General features: G+C 36.4%; 18 protein-coding genes. 5 read left to right on the top strand and 13 right to left on the bottom strand.

The window, feature by feature from the left end; genetic code table 11:
- The first annotated feature begins 116 nt into the window (after positions 1–116).
- The gene (locus LIZ98_RS05580; protein WP_041846015.1) at positions 117–632 is read left to right on the top strand and encodes a tryptophan transporter; all 516 of its coding nucleotides are present in this window, start codon (positions 117–119) and stop codon (positions 630–632) included.
- A gap of 429 nt (positions 633–1,061) precedes the next feature.
- The gene (locus tag LIZ98_RS05585; RefSeq protein WP_034769044.1) at positions 1,062–1,628 is read left to right on the top strand and encodes an HTH-type transcriptional regulator Hpr; all 567 of its coding nucleotides are present in this window, start codon (positions 1,062–1,064) and stop codon (positions 1,626–1,628) included.
- On the opposite strand, the gene LIZ98_RS05590 is transcribed toward LIZ98_RS05585, so the two are convergent.
- From LIZ98_RS05590 to LIZ98_RS05600, 3 genes are all read right to left on the bottom strand, one after another.
- Positions 1,625–1,963 carry a DUF1878 family protein gene (locus LIZ98_RS05590; protein WP_052480307.1) on the bottom strand — a complete coding sequence of 113 codons (339 nt, stop codon included), beginning with the start codon at positions 1,961–1,963 and terminating at the stop codon, positions 1,625–1,627. The genes LIZ98_RS05585 and LIZ98_RS05590 overlap by 4 nt on opposite strands.
- Before the next feature lie 1,069 nt (positions 1,964–3,032).
- Complete coding sequence (locus LIZ98_RS05595) at positions 3,033–3,122, bottom strand: YjcZ family sporulation protein (protein ID WP_108897779.1); 90 nt, start codon at positions 3,120–3,122, stop codon at positions 3,033–3,035.
- A 56-nt stretch (positions 3,123–3,178) separates the two neighbouring features.
- Entirely contained in the window at positions 3,179–3,262 is an 84-nt protein-coding gene (locus LIZ98_RS05600; RefSeq protein ID WP_072012650.1) for a YjcZ family sporulation protein, read from the bottom strand.
- A 395-nt stretch (positions 3,263–3,657) separates the two neighbouring features.
- On the opposite strand from LIZ98_RS05600, the gene LIZ98_RS05605 reads away from it, so the two are divergent.
- Positions 3,658–4,533 carry a peptidylprolyl isomerase gene (locus LIZ98_RS05605; protein WP_227139141.1) on the top strand — a complete coding sequence of 292 codons (876 nt, stop codon included), beginning with the start codon at positions 3,658–3,660 and terminating at the stop codon, positions 4,531–4,533.
- A gap of 122 nt (positions 4,534–4,655) precedes the next feature.
- Here LIZ98_RS05605 and LIZ98_RS05610 read toward each other — a convergent pair whose 3' ends face one another.
- The 4 genes from LIZ98_RS05610 to LIZ98_RS05625 form a co-directional block, all read right to left on the bottom strand.
- Positions 4,656–4,838, bottom strand: a complete 183-nt coding sequence (locus tag LIZ98_RS05610) for a sporulation YhaL family protein (protein WP_041902057.1) — start codon at positions 4,836–4,838, stop codon at positions 4,656–4,658.
- A 73-nt stretch (positions 4,839–4,911) separates the two neighbouring features.
- A complete protein-coding gene (gene yhaM / locus LIZ98_RS05615) occupies positions 4,912–5,856 on the bottom strand; it encodes a 3'-5' exoribonuclease YhaM (protein WP_227139142.1) in 945 nt (314 codons plus the stop codon).
- Positions 5,857–5,951: 95 nt separating this feature from the next.
- Entirely contained in the window at positions 5,952–8,915 is a 2,964-nt protein-coding gene (locus LIZ98_RS05620; RefSeq protein WP_227139143.1) for an ATP-binding protein, read from the bottom strand.
- A 59-nt stretch (positions 8,916–8,974) separates the two neighbouring features.
- Positions 8,975–10,180, bottom strand: a complete 1,206-nt coding sequence (locus LIZ98_RS05625; protein ID WP_227139144.1) for a metallophosphoesterase family protein — start codon at positions 10,178–10,180, stop codon at positions 8,975–8,977.
- 192 nt (positions 10,181–10,372) lie between these two features.
- Here LIZ98_RS05625 and LIZ98_RS05630 point away from each other — a divergent pair, with 192 nt between their 5' ends.
- Complete coding sequence (locus tag LIZ98_RS05630; RefSeq protein WP_034769031.1) at positions 10,373–10,558, top strand: YhzD family protein; 186 nt, start codon at positions 10,373–10,375, stop codon at positions 10,556–10,558.
- Positions 10,559–10,613: 55 nt separating this feature from the next.
- Here LIZ98_RS05630 and LIZ98_RS05635 read toward each other — a convergent pair whose 3' ends face one another.
- The 6 genes from LIZ98_RS05635 to LIZ98_RS05660 form a co-directional block, all read right to left on the bottom strand.
- Positions 10,614–11,792 carry an NAD(P)/FAD-dependent oxidoreductase gene (locus LIZ98_RS05635; RefSeq protein WP_034769029.1) on the bottom strand — a complete coding sequence of 393 codons (1,179 nt, stop codon included), beginning with the start codon at positions 11,790–11,792 and terminating at the stop codon, positions 10,614–10,616.
- A 59-nt stretch (positions 11,793–11,851) separates the two neighbouring features.
- Positions 11,852–12,277 (bottom strand): helical membrane plugin domain-containing protein, encoded by a 426-nt coding sequence (locus LIZ98_RS05640; RefSeq protein WP_095141664.1) that lies wholly within the window; start codon positions 12,275–12,277, stop codon positions 11,852–11,854.
- Positions 12,278–12,645: 368 nt separating this feature from the next.
- Complete coding sequence (locus tag LIZ98_RS05645) at positions 12,646–14,259, bottom strand: long-chain fatty acid--CoA ligase (RefSeq protein WP_227139145.1); 1,614 nt, start codon at positions 14,257–14,259, stop codon at positions 12,646–12,648.
- 193 nt (positions 14,260–14,452) lie between these two features.
- A complete protein-coding gene (locus LIZ98_RS05650) occupies positions 14,453–15,325 on the bottom strand; it encodes an HAD-IIB family hydrolase (RefSeq protein WP_034769022.1) in 873 nt (290 codons plus the stop codon).
- A 163-nt stretch (positions 15,326–15,488) separates the two neighbouring features.
- Positions 15,489–15,845: a YlbF/YmcA family competence regulator gene (locus tag LIZ98_RS05655; RefSeq protein ID WP_034769020.1), complete on the bottom strand. Its 357-nt coding sequence runs from the start codon at positions 15,843–15,845 to the stop codon at positions 15,489–15,491.
- A 153-nt stretch (positions 15,846–15,998) separates the two neighbouring features.
- Positions 15,999–17,126, bottom strand: a complete 1,128-nt coding sequence (locus tag LIZ98_RS05660) for a DUF445 domain-containing protein (RefSeq protein WP_034769018.1) — start codon at positions 17,124–17,126, stop codon at positions 15,999–16,001.
- A 322-nt stretch (positions 17,127–17,448) separates the two neighbouring features.
- Here LIZ98_RS05660 and LIZ98_RS05665 point away from each other — a divergent pair, with 322 nt between their 5' ends.
- Positions 17,449–18,816, top strand: a complete 1,368-nt coding sequence (locus tag LIZ98_RS05665; RefSeq protein ID WP_227139146.1) for a YheC/YheD family endospore coat-associated protein — start codon at positions 17,449–17,451, stop codon at positions 18,814–18,816.
- The last annotated feature ends 192 nt before the right edge of the window (positions 18,817–19,008 follow it).

The following is a 19,008-nucleotide window of genomic DNA, read 5'->3' on the forward strand; positions in this document are numbered from 1 at the left end:
AAATATCTTTTATCGAAAAGAAACGTATGTTATAATACAGTCAAACCAACTCGCTTTTGATCATAGGATACAAAAGGAGTTAAGTTGAGAAGAGAACAGCAGAGGAGAGAATAGAGATGAAAACAAAAGAATTAGTTATTATGGCTTTATTTGTGGGGATTGGGGCTGCATTGCATATATTGATCCCCGGTATTGGTGCAGGAGGCATGAAACCGGATTTCAGTTTACTAATGATGTTTTTGGCAATTATTCTATTTCCCGATAAGAAAAATATTATCCTACTCGGTCTGGCAACCGGAATTATCTCCGGATTAACAACTGGTGTACCAGGTGGCTTTTTTCCAAACATCATTGATAAATTTATCTCGGCTTTTGCATTTTACGGGTTGTTCCTACTAGTCAAAAAGAATCGTTCCATTATTAGCAATGCTGTATTAACGGCTATTGGCACGATTATTTCAGGAACTATATTCCTTGCTTCTGCATTTTTAATAATTGGATTGGATGGTGCATTCATGTTAATGTTTACAACAATTGTGTTGCCAACAGCTTTGTTGAACACAATCGCCATTGTTATTGTCTATCCAATCGTCGCGAAAATCATGGAAAGAAGCAAAATGACCTTCGCCTAATTGCTTTTCAGTGAAAGAGAACTTGGAAAGTAACCCAAGTTCTCTTTCCTTTACCCAAAAGCGTACTTTTTAAAATTTACGGAATTTTCGACCGATATACAAATCTTTTCTAAAAATTTACGTAAAACATTTTTGGTGCGACCATAAAGTTATATTATAAAAACAAAAAATTTTTTCAAAATAAAAAGGATTTTTTGTGATCAATGTAGAATTTTGAAATAATATAATAAAATTTTTTGAAACATACATGACAGAATAGTGTAAAAAGGGAAATAGGTAAAAGGTCGGAATTTGTTCAATTTGAAATGAAGTGTTATTTTTATTGGGTTTACTACACGTCCCGAGTCGCCTAAAGGCTCGGATGCCTGAGTTTTCATTAATTTTTTCTTTTTTACCACAATGTTAAATCAAAAAGTAGAAGGTGATGATATGGAAGATTTTTCAAAACTTGAAGCGCTTTTATTTACACAAAAAATTTCACAATTGGGAAAAGCACTTTGGAAGGCCATAGAAAAAGACTGGCAACAATGGATCAAACCATACAATTTGAACATCAACGAACATCATATTTTATGGATCGCCTACCATTTACACGGAGCATCTATATCCGATATTGCCAAATTTGGTGTCATGCATGTTTCAACTGCTTTCAATTTTTCAAAAAAGTTGGAAGAAAGGGGTTACTTGACTTTTTCCAAGAAGGTCGAGGATAAAAGAAATACGTATATCCGTTTAACGGAAAAAGGCGAAAACCTTATCATTGAATTACTAGAGAAATTTGATCCGTCAAAACATGCAATTTTAATGGGTGCTAAGCCTTTGAAAGATATTTATGGCAAATATCCCGATATATTAGAGTTAATAGCCATCGTCCGTAATATATACGGTGATGACTTTATGGATATTTTCAAAAAAACATACACAGATATAGAAAAACTGAACATACATCATAAGGATATAAAAGAAAAAGATAACAAGGAAAAAGAAGTGGTTTAGCCGAGTAAGCATTTCTTAAATTCGGTCATTAACTCAACATAAAGATATTGTTGTAAACAGGATTCAACGGTTTCTTTCACCTCCAGTTTTCTGTTCAATTTATCAGAGAACTCTTTAAGAAGCGGATAAAAATATAATAATCCTTCCGCTTTTTGTTCTTGGAGTTTATTGTTCATATATTCACAAAGCTGTTGGAATTCCAAAACTTCTTCCGGCCCTAGTTTTTTCTGAATGATTAATTTTGTGAAGGGGTAATCATTAGTATTCACGATCTCAAGTAGTAATTGTTGATAATATTCCAGCCTTTCGATCCGCTTTAACAATTCATCCATCATTGTCTATCATCCTTCAACTTGTCATCTTTTGTCATCTTCCGTCAAAATCTTTTTTCATTTTCTCATTGATTTTTTATAAAACCCACTGTAAAGTATGTTAGTACTTAAATGATTTGGCATCTGTATGCAAAAAAACATGTCCAAGTTCGACTAAACATTATCACAATCATTTAAGACGGTTGTTTTCGAATCCATATAGTCTTTAATACCATCGCAGTTATGATAGAATTAATCTTTTGACTAAATCCTGATAGAAGCTAAGAAAAATTTTTTACCTTTAGGGTTGGGATTTCAACTGTACTTATTATACTACAGGTAGATGGAGATATTTCATACTGGCTTCTAAATATTTGTTCATTGATTATACATATATTTTTACTTTGCTTTTGATGTATATTATATTACATTATTAATATCTATTTAAAACGGAATTACCTCTTAATACTTTAAAACTTCTTTTCATTTATCGAAAAAAAGTATTATTGAGTAAAATAGTGTATACTACGCAATTTTGACCATCAAAGAATCTTAATTTCTAATGAAGTGGATGTTAAGGGTGAAGAGTGATTTAATATAGAGAAAGTTATGCTTGACGTACTGGGAGGGGATGCTTTTGCTTATTGTTTTTCTTATTTTAGCCACTATTATCATTTTTTACTTGAATATTCTTATGTATAGATTTTGTATCCAAAAAGAGATCCCGGAAGAGAAACATCATACCATCATCCATACTACAAATATTTCTACGATAATTTTATTGCTCTCATCATATGTGGCGATGTTGTTTACATAAAATGAAACTTCTATCAGTGGGGCATCTCTCCCCACTGATGGTTAGTTGAACAAATCGGACTTATGCGGGCAGCCCGTCCCCCACCTATCTTCTTTGTAAATTTGAAAATCTTGAGAGGGAGGACTTGACTTGCTGTTAAGGTGTGATAAATTTTTGGGGCAATCCATTGGATGAATTGCCCCTTTACTATTTTTCCGGTCGTCTCGATTTAAGTCAATACAAGTTGACTATACAGGTATGGCAAAACGGTGCCGGAATTTCTTCTACCTGCATTATTTACCAAATGTACGCTGCACCGACGATGATAAGCAAGATAAACAAGACAACAATCAATGCAAATCCTCCACCATGATATCCTTCAGACATAATGACACCTCCTTTATACATTCACTTGTTTATCACTTAAGGTTCATTTTTTCTTATTACAAATACGAACACCCTACAATGATTAATAAAATAAACAGCACGACAATTAGGACAAACGGGCTGGCATTCGGTACTGTCATCTGTCATACCTCCTTTATCGAATTCAATATATCTTATGTATTTGTGCAAAAATTGTTTAGTGAAAACACCTAGTTTATACAGTAAAACTTCCATCGGTGAGTCATCTATCCCCCACTGATGGTTAGTTGAACTAATCGGACGCATGCGGGTAAACAGTCCCCTCCATTCTTTTTTTAATCTCGAAAATTTTAACATGGGAGACTTTACTCGTCGTTAAGGTAGAAAAAAATATCCGGTTATTTGACGATTACCAATTTCCCGAAATATGACAATTGATCCTGTAATTTCAACTGATACAGAAAATATTTTTTTGTTTGTTTTTATTATGATATAGTTAAATTTGTGGTAAAATGAAACAAGCATTAAATCAAATGATTAGGAGTTGTTCAATCTGATGAAGAAGAAATACCTGTTAACTTTTACATTGGCAGCCGGTCTACTCACTTTAACTGCTTGCAATAACGGGAAAGCAATTGTTGAGTCGGAAGCGGGAAATATTAGCCAAGATGAGTTTTATCAAACACTTAAAGACCGATATGGCGAATCCACTCTGAAAGAACTTGTTTACAAACAAGTTTTGTCTGACAAATATAAGGTTTCTGATAAAGAAGTAGATAATGCTTTACAACAATACAAGGACGCTTATGGAGATAATTTCCAAAGTTGGTTAGCTCAAATGGGCATTTCAAGTGAGGATGAATTGAAAGACATACTTGAATTTTCACTTCTCCAAGAAAAAGCAGCAAAAGATAAAATCAAAGTGACAAATGATGAGTTAAAAGAACAATACGGGATTGAAACAAAAACGGTAACGGCACGCCATATTCTTGTTGCTGATGAAGAAACGGCAAAACAAGTGAAACAAAGATTAAATAATGGTGAAGATTTCGCCGCATTGGCAAAAGAACTGTCAACAGATACAGCGACAGCTGAAAAAGGCGGAGATTTAGGTGAGTTGAACCCTGATCAGCTTGTTCGTGAGTTTACAGTTGCCGCATATAAGCTTAAGGAAAATGAAATTAGTGACCCGGTCAAAACGGACTATGGGTACCATATCATCCAAGCAACAAAAGTAACAGAGAAAAAAGATGTCAAATCATTTGACAAAATGAAATCAGAACTGGTAGATAAAGTGAAGCAATCAAAACTTGATTCAGCTACCGTTCAAAAAGCTGTGGATGAAGCAGTTAAAAATGCAGATGTAAAAATCAATGACAAAGACTTGAAAGACATTTTGAAAAATTCCGTTGAGACAGGATCTAAAAAATAAATGATCCTCCTTCATCCACAATTTCAATCGAAGGATGAAGTCAATATTCACAACAACAGCTTTCCCATGAGGTCAAAATTATCGACCACGCTTGGGAAAGCTGTTTTTTGCCTGTTATGCTCTTATGCTTCATAAAACTGTTTCCGTTTTTCCTTTTCTTCTTCCATTCTTTTTATATAAATGTCTCCTTCTTGCTCTGCTTCTCTTAACTCCATTTCCTTTTCTTCCCGATTAGTTCGAATCGTCATATATGCACTGATCACAATACCGGCCACAACCAACCAAATCCAAAATGGGACAACCATAAACGAAACCTCCTATCCTTTAAAACTATTATTTGTACAAGCATATTCATATAGGAGATTTTTTATGACAAGCTTATTCTTGAAAGCTTGGTTTGTAAAAAGATCGGTTGTCCAAGGCAAATAACCGTTCACTGAAATCACCGGGTTTTGTTTTATCAAGAACCCGGTTTAACATATTAATTTTGGCATCAAGATTGTCAATATAATGTAAGACCTCTGCTTCTCGGATCAGCGGCGGCTTCGGACTCCCCCATTCAGCTTTTCCATGATGACTGAGGATTAAATGTTGCAAGACAGTAACCTCTTCGCCGGTAATTTCTAATTCATCGGCTGCTTTTCCAATTTCACCGACCATTAAGGTGATATGTCCAAGCAATGTTCCTTCTATTGTATAAGATGGTGATACTGGACCCGATAATTCAATGACTTTGCCTAAATCATGCAAAATCACACCGGCATATAACAGATCTTTATTCAGACTCGGATAAAGCGCGACAATCGCTTTTGCCAAATCGAGCATGGATACAACATGATAAGCAAGACCGGAGTAATATTCATGATGATTTTTCGTGGCCGCCGGGTACTCCAAAAACGGCTTTTCATATTTTTTCATCAAATAACGGGTAATCCGCTGAATTTTCGGATTGGTCATTTCAAAAATGCATTGATTAATTTTACTAAGCATTACATCTGCTTCAACCGGTGCTTTTTCAATAAACATGTCCACCGGAATGTTTTCTTGCGGGGACAGCGTTCTAATTTTCCGAATCCGCAATTGTAATTTCCCCCGATAACTTTGAATATCACCGAGTACTTTAACAATCGTTTGTTCAACATATGTTTTTTCTAGCTCTTCGGTAATATCCCAAAGTTTTGCTTCAATGGCCCCGGTTTTATCTTGGAGAATTAAAGTTAAAAACGGCTTCCCGTTACTGGCCATTCCTTTGGCAGCATTTTTAATTAAAAAATATTGTTCAACCTGTTCACCAGCCTCATAAAAGCGGACTCCTTTAGTCATACACGTTCCTCCCGACTCCTATTAACTTATTTACCATAATAAATAGATTTTACGTCATTTTTATCGAATTCCCGAACTCTATTATTATTAAAAATTCAAAGGAAAACGACCGAATGCTGTCTATCAAAATAGCTTTTAAAAATATTATGGCATGTAAAGAAAAGAATTTGAACACCGGATTCAGCAGAAATTTCCTTTAACAAGTACATCATTTGGTCTCGCCGGTCTTCATCAAAATGAACAAAACCATCATCAATAATGAACGGATATGGGTTTTGCTTATGACTAAGAACAGCCAAGGCAAAGCGTAAACTGATATACAATTGTTCTCCTGTTGCCTGACTGACCTCATTAGGAGTAAAAAGCATACCATCCTTTCGTTCGACAAACAGTTGGTCACTTTCTTGATCAAGAAAAATCTGCTTATAAGCCCCGTCGGTGATAAAGGAAAAATATTTAGAAGCTTGTAAAAGAACCTTCGGAAGACGTTCAACCTTATATTTTTCCATCCCTTTTTGCAAAACATATTTTGCCGTCTGAAACACAGCCCATGTTCGCGCCATTTCTTCCAGTTCGTATTTTTCTTGATGAAATTGATGTAACAGTTCTGTATAGGTACCGCCTTCTTCTATCAACGTGATTTCATGGCGAATAGATACCCGTTCTTTCTCTAATTGTTCAATTTCTTTGCCTATCGCCTCTTTTATTCGGTTCAATTCGGTAAATGTTGTTTCATCCACATAGGAAGGGATAAGGTTCATTCCATCCGGAAGATTTAAGTTCGAATGAGCCAACTGTTTATTAACAAGTTCGAATTCATTCAATAACTCGTTCCGTTTTTCATTTTTTTCTCCAACTAAGTAAAATTGAGCTTCCGTTTCAACGTTTGCTTGTTGGAATAATACGTTAATTTCCTGTTCGACTTGCTTCAATTCCGCTTTACATGTCGCAATTTGGTTAACGAGCTCTTGTTGTTTTGCCAGTTTCTCAGCTTGAATTTTCTCAAGCTCCAATTGTTTATTCAATTCTGTTTTGAGCAGCAGTACTCTTTCCTCATAGTTTTGCGAGGAAGCATGAAAAAGCCAATCATATTTTGATAAAATCGCTTCTTTTTCTGTCTGGATCATTTTCAAATGCTCAATTTGTTGGGACATTCGTTGTTTTTCGTTCCAGCGTGTTTTCAACTGTTCAAGCAGTGTAAAACATTCCATTAAATGATGTTTCGCCATATAGTCCGGTAAAAAGTAACTTCTTCCCATTTCCAGCAATTCATCATTGATGGCCCTTGTTTCATTCTCCCAATGTTCAAAACTTGCAACTAATTCGTCAAATTGCCGTTCTAATTGTTCGAGCCGAATATTCTCAATTTCTTCCTGTTTAGCAATAAGCTGATCTTTATTCAATTTTTCACGGGCTTGTTCAATGTCTTCTGAAGTGATCTGAATTTCTTCATATTTCTTTTCCAATTGCCTCTTTTTCAAAATTAATGGTTCATTCATTTTGATCGTTGCATCCGACGCTTTTCTCCATCCTGTTATGACGAGAACCAGGGAAAATAAAACTGAGGCCGATAAAATTCCCAAAGCTATTTGCCAATAATCAAACCAAAATAAGGCAAGAGTAATCATACAAATACAACCAAACACAAACAATAAGGTCGTTTTTCCTGATTTTTTAATCGATTGTTTGTTCTGTATCTGGGATAGTTGACTGTCAATCCACTTCAGTTCGCTTTCAATTTTATTTATTTCTTGCTCCTGCTTGAGTACATTCTCCAAATGAAGCCGTTCTTTTTTATTTAAGCGGCTACGAGCAAGTTCATTTACAAATGATTTTTGCTGCTTTAATTTTTGCCCCAGTTCATTTTCATTTTTCTCCAGTTCCCTTTTTCTTTCATCCAGATGACTTTGTTTCTTCACCAGCTCCATGATTTGATCTTTTTTGGCAAAACTTAAGTCAAATTGCCGGATCGCTTCCAGATCACCTTGATAATGTAACTTAGTCTTTATTTGCAGCAACTCATCCTCAATTTGGTTGATTTGGACGGCTAGCTCTTTCAACTTTCCGGCTTCTTGACGGTAATTCGGTAAATCCTCGACAATGAATTGGATTGGTTCTTTATTCTCCGTAATCCGTTCATCTACTTCAATCGTTTCGAGCTCTTTTGTTATTTCCTCCAATTGTTCATTTAACGGGACGAGCCGTTTTTTTGTTGTACGTAATTCAGCTGCCAACTTTTCATAACGGGTAATTCCGTTACTTGGAAACTGAAATTCACCCAGTTCCGTGAGTTTCTCCTCAAGATTTTTTCTCTGCATAAACAACGGATATATCCGATTCCATTCTTTCTTTTCAAAAATTTCCTGTTGAATATCCGCCATTTGTTTCCGTTTAGCTTCCAGTTGGTTATCCGTGTTCGTTAAATTTTGCAACAAAGTTTCATAGTTTATAATTTTTCTCTTAGCATCCTTTAATTGATTGTCCAGCACCTTCATCTTTGCTATTTGTTTATTGATGTCCGGCCTTGATCCGTTTGGTTTAAACAGCTTGTCCATTTCTTTATCAAGGAACTGATCTGTTTCCATAATTTGTTCCGTTCCAATCGCGCTTGTCGAGAATAAAAATTTCCCAAGCTCTTCCCCTTTCACCTTTTGGACATTTTGTAACCCATGAATATCAAAGGAATAGATTGATTGATAGGTCGATTTTTCCATACCACCCAAAATCACTTGCAACAATTCTTCATCACCGATTGTGCCGTCTTCAAGTTTTACCGTTACATCACCGATTGCTTTTCCTTTCACCCGTTCAATTTGGACAATGCCCCAATCAGGGTCTTCCAAAACAATCCGACCGCCATATTTAGAACTTGTTTTCGGTTCATATCGTAATTCACTTTGTTGTTTCAACGGAAAGCCGAAAAGAATGCTATGGATGAAAGACATAATGGTAGACTTGCCTGCTTCATTTTTTCCATAAATTAAAGAAAATGGCTGTAACTTTAGATGGTATTGTTCAAACTTTCCGTACCCATAGATGACTAACTCTTTTATAATCATTATCTTCACCCCTCGCGAAAAACATTTTCATCCGTGGCAGCACGCCTAGTTCCGAACTTTTACCCTTTTAATAGACGAAAGAGGAGTTTTTCAGCCTCATGTAAAATTTGTTGTTGTTCTCCCTCGGTTAAAGGGGCTAAATATTTTCTTGCTTTCGGATGATCAAAAAGAAAAGAGAGCGGTTCTTTTATATCAACATGTTGAAATTGCTTTGATAATTCTTGAAAAAAATCATCGGAAATAACTTGCCTGTTCGTGTCATTTTCCTGAATATCGAGTTGATAAATCCAAATAAAACAATCTTGCTGTTCTTCACCTTCTTGTAAAAGTTGTAACATATCTTCAAGATCGATACGGTCTGTCAATACATCAAACTGGTTTTCATTAAAATTTATTTGTAAAAATACATTGGTTCCCTTTTGCCGCCAGTAATCCTTTATTCCGATGATGGTTTGATAAAAATCATCAAAACAACGAAACGGTTCTTTTTCGGTTAATTCCCACGTTTCCCAACGGATCGGAGCTGTTTCGATAAATTTCCATCTTGTTTCAAAATGATCCATCTCGATTAAATAACAACCTTTTGCACCCGTTTCGTTTTTATGTCTTCCTTGAATATTACCGGGATACAGGATCATCGGCTCTTTATGTAAAATTTGTGATTTATGAATATGTCCAAGTGCCCAATAATCAAAATCTTTTTCGATTAACTCCTTCACTTTAAATGGAGCATAGCTGTAATGAGCAAGATTATTTGAATCGTGGCCATGCAAAATACCGATATGATAATCCGCTCCGTCTTTTTTTTGGTAATGATCAATCATCCGTTCAAAGACATGTTTCTTTGGATAACTGAAGCCGTAGAAATGGATGCGTGTTTTATTTTTCGTTTCATATGGAATGACCTCTACCGTAGCCGGAAACTGGTAAACATTTTTAGGCCATTCAAGTTTCGTCCAACTGCCGGATAAATGATCATGGTTTCCATGGACGAGGAAAACGCCAATCCCTTCCTGTTCGAGCCTTTCCATTTCTCTTCGCAAAAACAATTGTGCCCGGATGCTGCGGTCTTCCCCATCATATAAGTCTCCGGCAATAATCACGAAATCTACCCTTTCCTTAATCGCGACCTCAACAATTTTTGAAAATGATGCAAAAGTTGAGCGTTTTGTTTTTTCGTATATAGCGGCAGGTATATTTTTTAGCCCGACAAATGGACTATCCAAATGCAAATCCGCACAATGAATAAATTTGATTGATTTCACGATAATCTCCCCATCCTTAATCGCACGAATATATGTTCTTTTATTATGCCATATTTTTATATATAATGCACGAAGGAAACACAAATTTTTTACACATTTCCCGACGGAATGCAGGAATTTTCATTAATTTGTCGAATCAATTAAGTATTGCGGGATAAAAATTTATTATTGAAAAGATATGGGGGTAATTTAATGCCAATTTATAAACTAACGGCTTTTGAACAAGCAGGGGAAAAATTATTGGATGAATCCATTGAGGCAAAAAGTGACCAAGAGGCAAAACAGCTAGCAGAAACAATGTTAACTGAAAAAGATTTATTGAATAAAACGCACCGCCTTGTATCACCGGATGGGAAACTGCTGTTATTTCATGTATAAAAAAAGATTAAGCGCCGGATAACAAAATTCCGGCGCTTTTGCTTCAATTGTATCATTAATATGCGTATGAAAATAAACCTTTAATATGAGATAAATAGCGCAAATTACTTGCTTCTTTTAATAGAGAAGCAGGGATTCCGTGTAATTCCGTCCCATTTGCTCCGACCGAAGCCACTGCATCTTTCCGACCAAGACTGGCCAATGTTCCTGAATTAACCGGATTGAATACTTCCAATGATTTTCCTTCCAAATAAGCGAATAAGTTATAACCAACCGTTTCGCCCATTTGCCATGCATTTTGTGCTGTTGGTGCATATGGACGACCATCCGGGGCAAAAGCAACTGCACTGTCACCCACAACAAACACGTCTTGATGGGAAGTTGATTGCAAGTATTCGTTTACGGAAGCACGACCGCGGTTTACTTCTAATCCGGACTCGCCTACTAATGGATTCCCTTGAACTCCGCCGGTCCAAACAAAAGTATTGGTTTTGATTTCACTGCCATCTTTCAATGAAACGATATTGCCTTCCACTTTTGTTACCGGAAGACCAATTAAAAATTCAACACCACGTGCTTCCAGACTTTTTTGAGCCCGTTCAATTAAAGTATCAGGCAGCACCGGTAAAATTTTCTGCATGGCTTCGACAAGTTGCAATTTTATTTCACTTCGGGGAACACCATATTTTTTCGTCAATTCCGGAAGCAAGTCAGCAATTTCACCGACTAGTTCGACCCCGGTTAAACCGCCACCACCAATTAGAATATGCGCATCTTCCGGATTTTTCGTTTCCGCATATTGACGAATTCTCTCTTCAATATGTTCACGAATTTTCTTTGCATCATCCACAGATTTGAGCACCATGCTGTTTTCTTCGAGTCCCGGGATGCCGAAATATCCGGTTACACTGCCCAAAGCGACAACAAGCATGTCATAACTTAACGTGTCACCGTTCGATAGTTTTACTTGTTTATTGTCCACCGAAAAAGATTCCACTTCTGCAACAATGAAATCAATCGCTTTTCCTTTAAACAATTTTTTCAAAGGTAAAGCAACTCGTTGTTCCGAAACATTTCCTGCTGCAAGTCGGTGTAATTCTGTAATAATTTGATGTGTCGGATATTTGTTCACAACTGTTACTTTGGCTTTTGTTTCATCTAAATATTTACGAACTGTCAAAGCGGTCAATACACCGCCATAGCCCCCACCTAAAATGACAATTTCCTTCGACATTTTTCTTCCTCCGTTCATATGTAAAAATCTTTTCCCTTAGATACACACAATTGACCTGATTATTTATGTTCTTTTTCTGCCGCAACTTTTAAGAAAGCATTAAGAAAACGCAACATTTTTTGAGCTTGTGGATCTTTTAACAATTTCAACAAACCAAAAATACCGATGACTTCTTGACTTTCTTCGGCACGGTCTTTTGCTTCAATTACATTAGCTGCTAAATGTTTCGCTGAATGAATCACCGGTTCCGCCACTTCTTTAATGGCCCCCACCGTATCCTCCTTCAAGACTTCATCGGTAACCAGGGATTTTACGACTTCTAAATTTTTTGTCAGGACCGTTATTAATTCCGTTAACTTTGGAAGCTGTTCCACTAACACCGTTAATGATTGTTGTACTTCCGGCTTAAGCAACTGATCCAAAAGATCGCGCTCACCTTGAGGTAAAGTTTTTTCCATGTTTCCATCTTCCATTACATTTGACATGCTATTCCCCTCCACGTCCTATTAATAAAAAATTGGGTTATTTGAAAATCCATTATGGAATGTTATTAATTTGTAACTATTCCTAATATGCTTTCACAGAATGTTCTAAAAGTCACAAATTATCCCCTACTCCATTTTGGACCCTGATAAGAAAACAAGAAAAATTGATTCAAACGTATATGAGATTTACTGTTTCCCAATAATTATTGTAAACAATTTGTTACTAAAAATCAAAAATTATTTCGAAATCGGGAATGAATCCTTTTCTATTTAATTAAATTATGAAGAAATCAGTTAAAAGAACAGTGATATTCCAATAGAAAGAGGAACATAGCCGTCCCTCTTTTTTTATTGCAATATAATTTTCCTTAAACATTCAATAATTCTGTTACTTGATCTCTTAACGCACGTTTTAAAAATTTACCAACCGATGTTTTCGGGATTTCATTCATGAAAAGAATTTTATCCGGTAACCACCATTTAGCAAATTGGGGTTTCAAAAATTCATATAATTCATCCTCAATTATTTTATCCTTATATTGGTCTTTCAACACAACGCAGGCAACGGGTCTTTCTTGCCACTTTTCATGCGGTATGGCGACGACAGCAGCTTCAAAAACAGCCTCATGGGCCATTAGTGCGTTTTCAATGTCAACAGATGAAATCCATTCCCCGCCGCTTTTTATTAAATCTTTCGTTCGGTCAACAATTTTAACAAACCCGCCTTTATCAACGGTAACTACATCTCCCGTATGGAGCCAGCCGTCTTTAAAAGTCTCTTCTGAACGATCATCATTATAGTAACTGGAAGCGATCCACGGACCACGAAGACATAGTTCCCCCATTTCGATACCGTCCCATTTCACTTCTCCGTTTTGACCAATTACTTTCATTTCCAGGCCGGGGACTAAAATCCCTTGCTTCGCCTTTAATTCATAAATATCTTCTTCCGGTAACTCGTCATGTTCGCTCTTTAATCTGGAAATTAAGGCAAGCGGAGTTGTTTCGGTCATTCCATAGGCATGCATAAATGGAATATTATATTTCTTTTCAAACATTTTAATAATTCCTTTTGGTGCCGCTGAACCTCCGCATAAAAGATAACGGACATGTGACAAATCATAGTTTTCGTTTTCTAATTCTTTTAAAACACCGATCCAAATGGTCGGAACTCCGGCAGAAATGGTTACTTTCTCTGATACCATTAATTCTAACAAAATTTTCGGTGTAAAATTTGGACCCGGTAAAACAAGATTTGAGCCAAACCACACACACGCAAAAGGAAGACCCCATGCATTTACATGAAACATTGGAACAATTGGCATGGCCGTATCCTTTTCACTCACCGATCCCCCGTCAGCCAGACCAAGAGCAAAACTATGCAACACAATTCCACGATGTGAATAAAGCACACCTTTTGGTAAACCGGTTGTGGCAGAAGTATAGCACATTCCGGCAGGGTCATTTTCATCAATATCTTTTACAAAAGTAAATAATGCATCTCCTTCACTCAGTAAATCTTCATAGTGATACACAGGACTTAAACTTGTTTCCGGTAATTCCGGCCGATCGGTCATAATAATAAACGCCTCAACATTTTTCAGTTCATCTTTACAATTTTCTACGATCGGCAAAAGGTCTTCATCAATGAGTAAAATTTTGTCCCCGGCATGGTTGATAATATAAGCAATTTGTTGAGGGGACAAGCGTATGTTGATCGTATGTAAAACAGCTCCAATACATGGTATGGCAAAATATGCTTCTAGGTGGCGGTGATGGTTCCAAGCAATGGTTCCTACCTTATCTCCTCTCGTAATGCCAAACTTAGTCAGTACACTTGCTAATCTCCTTGTCCGTTCACCAAATTCCTTATACGTGAATCTTTGCACACCTGTTGAAGTCCGTGAAATTACCTGCTTGTTAGGGAAAAATTTTTCTGCCCTTTCAATCATTTGTGTTAAAATTAGCGGGGTGTTCATCATTTTACCTCATCTCCTTTTGTAAACGTTTTCAACTTATTAAACTTAAAAACTGCTAATAATACATATTCGCAATTCCGAAGAAAAATCCTTCTTTAAATTGATAATTTTTATAACTATTTTTCGCTAAAGACCAATTTATAAGTACACACTCTTAACCTATAAAAAAACGGGTCTCCGATTGAGCGAGACCCTTTTAGATGGATGATTTTTTTATACTGTTTATTTTTTCTAAAAAGGAGATGGGCTGTTGTTTTCGAAAATGTTCTCTTACCATATAGGATACACCGTGCTCATTATTCGACCGTGTTACCCAATCAGCCGCCTTCCGCACAGCAATCGGGGCATTTCCCATTGCAACACCTAAACCTGCTGCTTCAATGAAATCCAAATCATCTATATCACTTCCGATGGCAACCGTTTCATTAAGAGAAATTTTTTGTTTTTCACAAAAATAAAGTAATCCGGTTAATTTAGACACCCCATTTGGCAAAATAATTAATTGGTTATCGTACAGATAAAGATCAATTTCGTAGAACATATTTTGCAGGGCGATTTTCACTTCCTTGGCTACTTTTTGATCCGGAAAGTCTATTTCAATATGTGTGGGATGGATTTGTTCTTCTTCAACATATTCTCCAAGATTTTTTACAAATTGATGGTGATAGGTGGAAAAACTGTTCGTATCAATAACCGCCCTCGTTACAATAGAATTCTTTAATGGGACATTGCTGACCGAATATTTTTCATGCACGATTCGAATATGACATGAAAAAGTTTCCAAGAATCGGATAATATCTTGAACAATTTGCTCATCAATTCTTTTGACAAATATTGCTTGATCGGATGATGAAGCAATAAATGCACCGTGGTGAGCAATAACCATCGTTTGTAATTTCAGTGCTTTTGCCATACGTTTTGCAAAGGCAAAATTTCGAGATGTAACAAGGGTAACCATCACACCTTTTGATTGAACATATTCAACAGCTTCCTTCACCGATTTATGTAATTTGCCGTTCGATTGCAAAATGGTTCCGTCAATATTCATGGCAAGTAGCCGATAAATCATCATCCATGCCCCCTTATGCCAAATCATGATGTATCGATGAACTGACAAAAATGCTTTTATTTATACCTATGTAAAAAAGTGAATGTATAGAACAGAGGAATGAACCCTTTTATAGAAAAAAACTGCCGTGACAAGTAATCGTCGACGGCAGGGTTCTTTATCGTTATTGGTCTTGTTGCTGACTGTATAATTCTTCCAACGGCTTCATAACAATTTTATTTATCTCTGCAATTACCGAGCTCATCTTTTGCTCGGCTTCGATTAAACGAGTGATTTTATTATTTTGCTGGATCACCGAAACCATTTGTTGTGCTTGAACAACTTCTTCTTGGCTAATCGGTTGCCCGGTCATTTGTTTTTCTTGTAAATTCATCTGAACTGTACGAAAATCATCAAAAAGTTTTCTTGCGGCTTCATCGGCATATAAACTTGCATATTGAATTTTCAAATCGACAAATTCAGCACTTTCACGAATGTTTTTCTCCAAAGTATAAGCGGTATCAAAAATATTTGCAGCCATTTCGGACCTCCATTATCTTTATTAAAAAGGCTCCATATCCAAACAGGAAAAGGCCTTCTTTTAACTATGTTCTCTAACTATAACAAACTATGTTCAAAAAAGCGAGAGCGTGCTCAATTTTTTTACCCGCCCTCAAATCTTTTTTCGGACGGGTTAACCCATTAAGATGACGATAAAACCTTGCAAAATTCCGATTAGTCCTCCTAAATAAGCTCCAAGATAGGTAATCATTTTCAATTCTCGCCGACTGATGCCAACAACGATTTCTTCCAATTGTTCCGTCGAAAAGGAGTCAACTTGGTTTTTTACCAATTCAGGAATTTCTAATTTTTTCATCCATTTTTCTATATACGTACTCCCAAGCTTCTCCATTCCCTTTTGAACAACAGTTGGAATCATTTGGTTTATAATTGTATTTTTGAGATCGGTCAAGGGGAAAGATTTAAGCGGTTTGTGGAAGAAAAATTTTTTCAACTCTTCCCAAATCAAGTCTTTTCCTTCTTTTCCCAACAATTTTTGCACACCTTCCTCAACCGTCCAAGACTTTACTCTGTCTAGTTCACTTTGTAAAACCTGAGTAACAGCTTTTTCCGTTTGATCGTTTTCAATTATTTTTACAAGTTCTTGCTGCAATCGTTCGATCATATTGCGGTTGTCTAAAAATGGGTGCAACATGTTTAATAATCTACCCCGGCCTTCAAAAAACTGATCAAAATGATGTTTAATCAAGTGATACCCGCTTGGACTAACAAGAAACTGTTTTACGTTAATTAACAAATACTTTGATATCTTGTTGACATTTTTATCCAACTTTTCCCAAATTGTTTCCGGAATAAGTTCTTGAAGTAATTGATCATTATGTTCATTTATCCAATGGGTCATTTGTTTATTTAGTAATATGTATAATTTATCTTCCATTTTTCCGTCATGATTCATCATTCCAATATGTTCAAGCCATTCATTTAATGTTTTTTCCGACTGAAAAAATTCCACTACTTTCTTTACTAAAATTTGATGTAAAGAGTCATATATTTTAGGATCAGTCAATTTTTGTTGAATAACTTCAGGTGTTAATAAGTGATTAATGACAAGTTGGCCCATTTGTTTAGCCAGTTCGTCACGTCTTTTCGGAATTAACCCCGGCGTAAACGGAAGGCGCCAATTGCCGATATATTTTGCCTCATAAGGCCTGAATAGCATTTTAATGGCGATAGAGTTTGTTATGCCTCCAATAATTGCACCAACAATACCCATGAAAAGGATCGTGATTAATGTCTGCATGTGGATCGACCTTTCTTACTTCTACAAGTGGAGTTTGAAGATAATTATTACATTGTAACATAAATGATGCACCTAAATGGGCGAATGTACATATGCTGTTTAATATGAAAAAGGATACCGATTTCTCCTAAGATTACCCATTTACTTCCATCCTTAAATTATAACGGCTGTTCGGGTATTGGGCAAATTTGACCGCTGGAGAAATAATCATGATTATTGATTCCCTTCATTTCAAACAGGATTTATCTTTTGTTAACCGGACATTATCCTTCATTATTAGCACCGATTGATTCTAACACCAATTGAGAAAGGTGAGCAAAACATGTTCAAATCTTATCCGATTGAAATCATGAATAGCAATGAGTTAATCCTTTATTACCCTAGTGAGCTAAAATTTTCAGACATCCAAACAATTACTTTCGGTTCATTAACTGTTTCTTGCAAGGCGGTTCCACAAAAAGAGCACACAAAGACCATTACGATGACAAAAAGCCTTGCAAATCACCTGCATATTCCTGATCTACCTTTACGACTTCATCTATTTGAAAAGGAGGGGAGTCTTTTTATCGGCCCGATTGTCGGAATATTTACCGCCGGCTTCACCGGATTTCCTGGTAATCCAATGGGCTCACGCTCTTATTCCTTGTCTAAATTTTTCTTAACCTTTGAGCAAGTCGGGGTTTTACCTGTCGTGTTCGGCATCCAGCATATTGATTGGGAGCAAGGTTTCGTTACCGGTTATGTTTACCATAAAAACAAATGGAAACAAATTGAAGTTCCTTTACCGAACGTTATTTATGACCGACTGCCAAACCGTGCTGTTGAAAACCTGCAAAATATTCAGTCCTTAAAAACAAGATTGCAAGAAGAATATGCCATTCCTTGGTTTAATCCCGGATTTTTTAATAAACTGGATATCTATAACCGTTTGGTAAATGAATCAGCTGTAAACAAATATTTGCCAAAAACAGTTCCCTTTGAAGAAAAAGCATTAAAGGATATGCTCTTCGAATTTGGTTTTCTATATGTAAAACCGGATCACGGCAGCTCCGGCAAAGGTATATATCAAATCCAGACCGTAGATGATGAGATTTTTGTCCGATTCCGGGATAATGCGGGTAACAATCGATTAATCAAATGTGCCAACATCACAAAATTATGTAATTTTTTGCAAGAACATCTGTCAGGTCCATATATTATTCAACAAGGAGTCAAGCTCTTCCGTGTTGATCAACATATTGCCGATTTTCGCATCCATACAAATAAATTGCCGGACGGAAAATGGGTTGTGACTACAATTGGCTGTAAAGTGGCCGGCAGCGGTAGCCCGACAACCCATCTGTTAGCGGGGGGCCAAATAAAAACATTAGAAGAGATTTTTCCCGATCATGAGGAACGAAAGACAAAAACAAAAAAATTAGTTGAAGCAGCTCTTACTCTTAGTAAATATATCGAGAAAAACATAAATGGAATCGTTGCAGAAATTGGATTTGATTTTGGAGTCGACAAGAGTGGGCAGGTTTGGATGTTCGAGGCCAATGCCAAGCCCGGACGTTCCATTTTTAACCACCCACAATTATCCAAATATGAACGTTTATCAAATAAGTACCTCCTCCTTCACGCCGTAAAATTAATGGAACAAGTCATTACCAATCCCGAAAAAATTTTTCATGAATTTGTTTTACAATAAAGTGAAACTTCCATCCGTGAGGTCACTCACGGATGGTTAGTTGAACCAATCGGGCACTTACGGGCTGTTACTTCCCACCTAAACTGCTCTTGATTTCCAAAATTTATGGTGGAAGTTTTACAGCCCGTTTGTGCGGGATAAAGTGAAACTTCCATCCGTGAGGTCACTCACGGATGGTTAGTTGAACCAATC

The sequence above is a fragment of the Caldibacillus sp. 210928-DFI.2.18 genome (genome assembly GCF_020554505.1).
In the GTDB taxonomy this organism is placed as follows: Bacteria; Bacillota; Bacilli; order Bacillales; family Caldibacillaceae; genus Caldifermentibacillus; species Caldifermentibacillus hisashii.